This is a genomic window from Lactobacillus sp. UMNPBX19 (assembly GCF_002553805.1).
Classification (GTDB): Bacteria; Bacillota; Bacilli; order Lactobacillales; family Lactobacillaceae; genus Lactobacillus.
On record NZ_PCYR01000044.1, the window covers coordinates 1 to 6,895 of the forward strand.

Genomic DNA, 6,895 nt, shown 5'->3' on the forward strand with positions numbered 1-6,895 from the left:
AAAGGAAATCATCGTTCTTTTTTCATGTCTTAGGAATTAGTTTTTTCCCAGACACCTAAGTTCTTAATTATTCTTATCTTCTTTGCTGGCCTTATTTTCTTTGTGATCTACTTGATCCTTATTTTCACTATCTTTCTTATCTTTTTTGTCTCCATCAGTCTTAGTCCTTAAGATTTTTTGACTTTTAGCATCAATCTTAACTTCAGTTTCTTTATTGCCATCTTTTAATTCAACTTCCAAACTGGTCGCTTGTCGTCCATTTCTAAAGACCACTTAACTGCCTTACCAGATGCCTTAGTTTAGGCAAGTTTTGTAGCTTCACTACGACTTATTAAGCCATTTAGATCTAAGGCATCTTCTTTATCATCTGCATCTAAGTTTTCTGACTTAGCTTTTAAAATGTTACCACTACTTGCATCAATTTTAACTTTATATTCTTTTTCTGAATCAAAGCCCTCTACTTCATAAATATATTTATTTTTCTTATTCTTTAATTCAATCCCCTTAATTGATTTTGAGCCATACTTTTCATTAAATTTATTAATTGCATCACTTTGAGAAAGATTGATTGAGTTAGAAGTTTGTGTTTGTTCCGCAGCTTGTCCACCAGTAGAGGCTTGAGCTTGATTAATTAAAGTAAGACTAGTTCCACCTAAGGCTAAACCTAAAACAGCTGCGCCTACTGATAATCTCTTAATGTTTGTTCTCAGAATCCTCACTTTTTCTTCAAATTTATTTTTATTGCTTAACTTTATATATTTAGTTTACGAAAAAACGAGGATGAAAAAACTAAGAGCAAATATAAATTAAATGAAGATTTTTTCATTTTAATCATTAGAGTGGTAATTTTATTTCAAAAGGCTTGGTCATATAGTCATCTAAGCCTTGATCTAAAGCATTACTAATATCATAAGCTTGGTTACGGGCAGTTAACATAATAATAGGAATGTCACTAACTTTTCTAATTCTTCTTAAGACAGTGATGCCATCATAAACAGGTAACATCCAATCTAAAAGGATTAAAGTTGGTTTTTCTTTTTCAAAAAGTTCAAGACCTTCTTTACCATCTTTAGCCCAGACTACCTCATATCCTTCTAATTCAAGCTCTGGTTGAATAAAACTAGCTAGGCTCTCCCCGTCTTCAATTAAAAGAATTTTTGTTTTTCCATATCTTACCGCCCTGCTTTCCAACTCACCTTTAGAATTGCTTTAAAATAGTAAATTCAATATTAATTTGATTCTTTTTATTTTAAATGTCTATTAAAATAGCTCCAAGTAAACTGCTTGGAGCTATTTTGTAATAAATTTTTATTCAAACTTAGTATCCCAATTTGGATCATTATTTGCTTCAAAACACATTGCAATTTGTTCTTCTGTGTTTCTATCAATAGATAAGTTTGGTAAGTTGTCTAGAGCAAAGTAGTCACAAGCATCTGTTTCATCATTAGGAGTAAATGTACCACATAATTCTTTACATAAAAAGAAAATCTTAGTAACGTTAGTCGCTAAAATTGGCTTATTATGATGATTACGATCTTGAACTGCAATAATTTTAACTGGTTCTACTTTTCTACCAGATTCTTCAAAAGCCTCTTTAACACAGTTATCTGCGACAGTTTGATCATAATCGTTCCAGCCGCCGGGCAATGACCATTCTTGAGACATTTTTTCACGAACTAATAAGATTTTATTATCTTTAAAAATTGCGGCTCTAGTCTCAATTTTTGGGGTTTGATATCCCTCATCCCCGAGAAACAAGGTTTTAAGTTTTTCTTCTGGAATTCCAGTCCTAGCAGCCATCATTTCACCAGCAATACGCCGAATTTCTTCATAGCGTTCACGATCAAAAACATCATGGCCATATCTTAATCCGGCTTGCGCTAGGCTCTGCAAATCCATTGCCCAATTTGCAATTTGATCATTTGTTTTCATTTTTCAATCACCTAAAATTTACTTAATGGCTAGAAATATATTCTTGTAATTCGCCAAGTTTATCAATCTTAAAGGTAAAAGCTAACATGCCAAGCTTCTTTGCTGCATCGGTGTTTGCTTTTAAATCATCGATAAATATACTCTCTTCTGGATTTAAAATATAGCGAGCAATTAATCTTTCATATATTCTTCTATCTGGCTTCATTAATTTCTCTTGGGCAGAAAAAACATAGCCATCAAAATAATTACCCATCTCAGAATTTTTAACAAAATTAGCAAACTGCATTCCGGTATTGGATAAACCGTAAATCTTATAACCTTGTTTACGTAATTCCTCCATATAATTAAAAACTGGCTCATAGAAATCAACATTTTCTGGCCAAGTTGCCATAATTTGCTTAACTTTACTTTTTAGCTTTTCTGGAACTTTACTAGTAAAAATTTCAGTGGCTTCTTCCTCTGTAATTTTTCCAGAGTCGATTTCGCCCCACTCTTTAGATTTAAAAATAGTTTTTCTAACTAAATCATGATCCTCGGGACTCAATTCATAATGATTTAAAATTTCATCTGGATTGTAGTTCATAATGACATTTCCAAAGTCAAAGATAATATTCTTAAGCATTAACTTTCCCTCTATCTTTAATAGTCTATAGTAAAAATATTGCTCTTTTTGCTAGAATCTTGCAAGAAAAAACGAGAGATTTGATAAACTCTCGTTTTAAGGATTAATTATTATCTTATCGACCGCGATGAAGAGTATTATTTTTAATTCTTATGGGAACTCATTTAGGTTTAATACTTACTGAAAAGAATAAAGTTCCTAGTAACACTGCAATTGCTAAAATATGATTCATAAGTAAAGTATATCTCTTACTTTTTGTTAGCTGTAATTATATACTAATTAAAAGTAAGTGAAATACTAATTTTTTCATAAAAATTGTACTTTTCCCTATAATCTAGAACAATTAAATTTACATCTTGCCGCCAAATACTGGGAATACGCCTGCTTTACCATAATCAACCGGGGTAAACTTCTTAAGTTTATCCATATCTTCATCACTGATTACAAAATCAATTTCAGCATTACTCTTCATATGTGCAGGATTTGCAGACTTAGGTAATACAACACAGTTAAGTTGCCAATCATAACGAATACATAATTGAGGTACGGTTACACCATACTTATCAGCCATCTTTTCAATTTTTGTATCATTTAGAGGAGCACCGTGAGCAATTGGTGAGAAAGCTTCAACTACAATATCATTTCCTTGAATGTAATCAATTAAGTTCATCGGGGTTTCACCAATGTGAACTAAAATTTGATTAACAGCAGGTTTAGTAGAACTATTCTGCATTAAGTTATACCAGTTATTTCATTTTTATTCCCTGTTAAGCGTAATAAAATCATGTAATAAAGGCAGAAGCACAATTAAATGCTTCTGTCTTTTTAACATTTCTAAACAAAAAAGGCGATATTCTACTTTAGCGAGTATCGCTCTTTTTCGTATCAACGATGTTGACTATTTATTCTTTTACTATTAACTTCCATACTATTTCGATTCAAAACGTAAATAAGAATATTCTTTCCAGTTTATTACTAGCCTTTATCGCCGGAGGCATTAGTGCAGTCTTTAAAGTTGAAAAAATCTCTCTTGGACTTGCAACTATGAGTGATGCGATTGTAATTTACATTGACTACCTTCTCTTTTATGTTTTTAACAATTGGATTGAGTTACAAATTATCCCAATTCTGGTTTTTACGGTACTCTATATTATCGGCTACTTAATCATTTGGCTCTGTATCTACCATCAAATAAAAATCCAAGTAAAGTAGTTAAACCATAAATTATAAAAAAAGCAGATCACTACCATAATTAAACGGTAATGATCTGCTTTTTTATCCTTCAGCCTTTTGGATTTGATCATGCATATCAGCTATATCCAAATCTTTGTTTAAAAATTCCTGATTATCAATTGGCAAATGTTGCTCAATACTAGTAAATGGCTGTAAATAAACAGTTGCTTCTTTTATCTTGAAATCTAATAAGTGTCCACCAATTGATTTGTTATCTGCTAAAAAATGTAAATGGTATCCAGTAGCAGCCATACCTTGGAACATCTTCGGTGCAAAGTAACCTATAACTGTACCAGAAACATCAGTAGATTCAAAAACGGCTTGTTCATTTGCTACTTGCAATAAGGTCTTGTAAGGTCTTGTCTGCTTTTCAACTACTCTTGTTTTAACAGTTGAAAAATTCCCCACAATTTTAACTGCAGAAAAGACATTTTTATAAGGATAGTCAGCTAAAATCTTATCTTCTAATTCTTTTTGAGTTAAATTTTCGACCTTAAAACTATCTTTTATCTCTTCAAAATGAACTGTCGCAAATGGGACCTTTTCTTCTGGTTTTAAGATTCTAATTTCACCATTGCTTTGAGCTAAATACGGTACATGATCAAGTAAAATCATTTCACCATCAAGCCCACTAGCTGTTCCAATGCCCCAGTCACCGTGCTTTAACAGATCTGCAACTGTCATTGTCCCTTCAAACAATCCTGGCACCAGCATCCCCAAGGTACCATGCTGATAAACCTTGCTTTCATATTTTGCCATAATTTTCCTACCTTCTATTAATGTAGCTGATCCTCTAAAATTGTCTTTCCTAATTCTTGATTGAAACTATAATCAACCGGTATATCAACAACAGTTGGTCCATCTTCTTTAAAGGCTTTATCCAAAATCTTATCTAAATCAGCTGCCTTCTCTACACGGTAGCCCTTAGCACCAAAACTTTCTGCATATTTAACAAAGTCTACAGGGCCAAATTTAACAGCTGCTGAATCGCCATACTTCAATTCTTCTTGGAATTTAACCATGTCATAATTTCCATCATTCCAGATAATATGGACAATATTCAAACCTAGCCGAACAGCAGTCTCTAAATCTTGTGACGAGAACATGAATCCCCCATCCCCAGAAACCGAAACAATTTTTGTATTTGGTCTTACCAAAGCTGCTGCAACTGCCCAAGGAAGAGCAACTCCAAGTGTCTGCATTCCGTTACTAAAGAGCAAATGCCGTGGTTCATAACTTCTAAAGTGCCGTGCCATCCAGATGTAAAAACTACCAACATCCACTGTTACCGTCATGTCATCAGTAACTCGGTCTTGTAGGGCCTGAATAATACTCAAGGGATGACTCTTCACTTGATCCTTAGTAACAGCAGGTGGAGTATCACGTTTTTGCAGGGTTTTACGTAATGAATCAAGATACTCTTTAGATTCATTCGGCATTGAATAGCCCTTCATATATGGTAAAAGAAAGTCTAAAGTTTGAGAAATATCTCCAACCAATTCTCGCTCAGGCTGATAATTTTTATCAATTTCTGCCCGCATAGAATCAATTACAACGATATTTGCGCTTCGATCAGAATTCCAGTTTCGAGGTTCATATTCGATTGGATCATAACCAATTGCAATAATCAGATCACTCTTTTTAAGCAATTGATCCCCTGGTTGGTTTCTAAACAAACCTACACGACCGAAGAAATCATCCTCTAATTCACGTGGTATAATTCCAGCACCTTGAAAAGTTTCAACTACAGGTAGATGAGTTTCCGCAATTAAACGTCTGATAGCTCTGGTAGTTTCTGGATCAGATGCCCGCATTCCTAACAAAAGTACAGGAAGCTTTGCGGCTTTAATCCGCTGTGAAAGCAAAGTTGATTCAATTGGACTAGCTGGGCCTAGCTTCGGGGGCTCAAGTGGCGCAATCACGCTCGTTTTTACTTCTGCATCAGTTACGTCCTGCGGAACAGAAACAAAGCTTGCCCCTTGCTTAGATGCCTCTGCTTCTTGATATGCGTTAGCAATCACCTCAGAAATATTCTCAGGTTCTTGAACTTCGGCACTATATTTAGTAATCGGAGCAAATAAAGCTGCATTTTTCATACTTTGGTGAGTTAAACGCAAAAGATCAGTTCTTTGCACTTGGCCAGAAATAGCTAGTACCGGATCACCTTCTGCTGTAGCAGTTACTAAGCCAGTTGCTAAATTTGATGCACCCGGACCTGAAGTAGTAAGGACAACACCTGGTTTTCCCGTAATCCTTCCTACTCCAGCCGCCATAAAGGCCGCATTTTGTTCATGCCGTGTTAATACAAATTTAGGCGTACGTGGATCTTTAGAATGTTCAAGTAATTCAAATACTCGATCAATTTTGGCACCTGGAATTCCAAAGACAAATTTAACATCATGATTAATTAAGCTATCAACAATTGCATTTGCACCGTAATATTTTTCTTCTGCCACAGCAATCTTCCTTCTTTCAATATAGGTTGTATATCTACTTACAAATTAAGAGTATACTTACAAGCCAACATACTTTCAAGTAAATATAATTATAGAAAACTTCGAATCAAATACTTCTAATATAGATATATCACAAATCCATTCTATAATAGAACTTGAATAAAAATAAATTTAAGCGAGGAATAGATATGGTCAGTATCTTAAATAATCAAACTAGTAATGAAGAATTTTTAGAATTTGCGACTAATGAAGTCCACAATGTTGACGTTGCTACGACACATCATGGTGCACCTTCTGCTCAAGTCTGTGATCTAGTTTTGAATAAAAATGGTAAGCTCTACATTGTTACCTCTAGTCAAAATCCCTTCTTTCAAGATTTGATCCATCAACCTAAGGTGATTATTAATGGGTACAAAGGAGATGGCACGATGGATTCATGTGGCTTTTCGATTCGGGGAACAATTAAAAATGTCGAACATGAATATATTGACGAGATTTTTGAAAAAAATGATTATTTAAATGAAATATATGCAGATGATATTGAAGGTGCAAAAGAAGATCTGCGAGTTTTAGAAATTACACCAAAAGAAGCAGCCTTGTAGTGACCCACAAAAATTGGACACTTTATTAATATTAAGCGACTAAGGATTGA

5 protein-coding genes and 4 pseudogenes are annotated in these 6,895 nt (G+C 34.0%); 2 read left to right on the forward strand and 7 right to left on the reverse strand.

What is annotated here, in order from left to right; all coding sequences use genetic code 11:
* Positions 1-63: 63 nt before the first annotated feature.
* From CP370_RS10315 to CP370_RS08720, 5 genes and pseudogenes are all read right to left on the reverse strand, one after another.
* Positions 64-710: pseudogene (locus tag CP370_RS10315) on the reverse strand (PepSY domain-containing protein).
* A gap of 136 nt (positions 711-846) precedes the next feature.
* Positions 847-1,191: pseudogene (locus tag CP370_RS08705) on the reverse strand (response regulator); the annotation flags it as partial.
* A 117-nt stretch (positions 1,192-1,308) separates the two neighbouring features.
* Complete coding sequence (locus CP370_RS08710) at positions 1,309-1,932, reverse strand: NUDIX hydrolase (RefSeq protein ID WP_004894642.1); 624 nt, start codon at positions 1,930-1,932, stop codon at positions 1,309-1,311.
* A 22-nt stretch (positions 1,933-1,954) separates the two neighbouring features.
* Positions 1,955-2,554, reverse strand: a complete 600-nt coding sequence (locus CP370_RS08715) for an HAD family phosphatase (RefSeq protein WP_087712965.1) — start codon at positions 2,552-2,554, stop codon at positions 1,955-1,957.
* A 349-nt stretch (positions 2,555-2,903) separates the two neighbouring features.
* A pseudogene (locus CP370_RS08720) lies at positions 2,904-3,293 on the reverse strand (aldo/keto reductase); the annotation flags it as partial.
* A 146-nt stretch (positions 3,294-3,439) separates the two neighbouring features.
* Between CP370_RS08720 and CP370_RS08725 the strand changes: the two are divergent.
* Positions 3,440-3,766, forward strand: a pseudogene (locus CP370_RS08725) (DUF3021 domain-containing protein); the annotation flags it as partial.
* 63 nt (positions 3,767-3,829) lie between these two features.
* Here the strand turns inward: CP370_RS08725 and budA are convergent.
* Positions 3,830-4,546: an acetolactate decarboxylase gene (gene budA, locus CP370_RS08730; protein WP_087712963.1), complete on the reverse strand. Its 717-nt coding sequence runs from the start codon at positions 4,544-4,546 to the stop codon at positions 3,830-3,832.
* 17 nt (positions 4,547-4,563) lie between these two features.
* Entirely contained in the window at positions 4,564-6,243 is a 1,680-nt protein-coding gene (alsS, locus tag CP370_RS08735) for an acetolactate synthase AlsS (protein ID WP_012846239.1), read from the reverse strand.
* A 188-nt stretch (positions 6,244-6,431) separates the two neighbouring features.
* On the opposite strand from alsS, the gene CP370_RS08740 reads away from it, so the two are divergent.
* Positions 6,432-6,845 (forward strand): hypothetical protein, encoded by a 414-nt coding sequence (locus CP370_RS08740; protein WP_087712962.1) that lies wholly within the window; start codon positions 6,432-6,434, stop codon positions 6,843-6,845.
* Positions 6,846-6,895 lie beyond the last annotated feature (50 nt).